Genomic DNA, 814 nt, shown 5'->3' with positions numbered 1-814 from the left:
ACAAAAAACAGCACCAAACTCGGTGCTGTTTTTTAGTCACTCAACGCTGATTATTCAAATGGATACACCACTTTAAAGCGTTCTAGAACCAGCAAACGTTGCTCATGCCAATCGATGTTCAACTCATCGCACTCGGCTTTAAAAAATGCAGCATGCGCGTCACGCCACCAGTTCAACGTTCTATCACCTTCGCCTTCTGCGTAGGCGAATTCTGCGGTGACTTCATCATATCGACAAGTGCTCACGTCCGTCATTTGAATCACACAAACAGGCTCACCGTCCCAATTGGTGACGACTTGCAAATGCCCGACCTCTGGCATCGGCTCCCCGTGCTCGCTGTACCACAGCTCCATACTGCACGATGCCGTTTTCTGCCCAATACGAACGAGTTCGGCGCACACATTCGCGTTGTATTCATCGGCACAATAGTAGTCAGCACTGACTGATGGAATAGCACTTTTCTGCTCTGGGGAGAGCGAATCAAGATACCGATTTAAGTAGTTTTTTGCTTTTGCATCCATGCACTTATCACACTTGAGAAAGAATTAATGACGAGCATAACCAGTTGTAAAACAAAGAACAACTGACCAAAGAGTTTACCGTTCACAAACCCGTCTTTCTGCTTCCACTTTTGTCTTGAGCCATAAAAGTTGCGCAAAAGCGTGACAAGCATTTCTTTTGTAATAACTTTGCTAAACGTTTGTTCGATTTGCTATGGTTGCAGTGTCTATCTGTACTCTTCACGCAAAAGGACGTTTTATGCGCTTATTTATTGCCCTCTTCTTCTCCCTGATTCTCTCTCTCCCGACTCTGG

General features: G+C 45.3%; 1 protein-coding gene. It reads right to left on the bottom strand.

The window, feature by feature from the left end; all coding sequences use genetic code 11:
• Window positions 1-50: 50 nt before the first annotated feature.
• Window positions 51-521: an ASCH domain-containing protein gene (locus R8N47_RS24515; protein ID WP_023624778.1), complete on the bottom strand. Its 471-nt coding sequence runs from the start codon at window positions 519-521 to the stop codon at window positions 51-53.
• Window positions 522-814 lie beyond the last annotated feature (293 nt).

Source organism: Vibrio sp. 2132-1 (genome assembly GCF_033344315.1).
The sequence above is the reverse complement of the archived record's forward strand: the minus strand, read 5'-3'. Positions and strand labels throughout refer to the sequence as shown.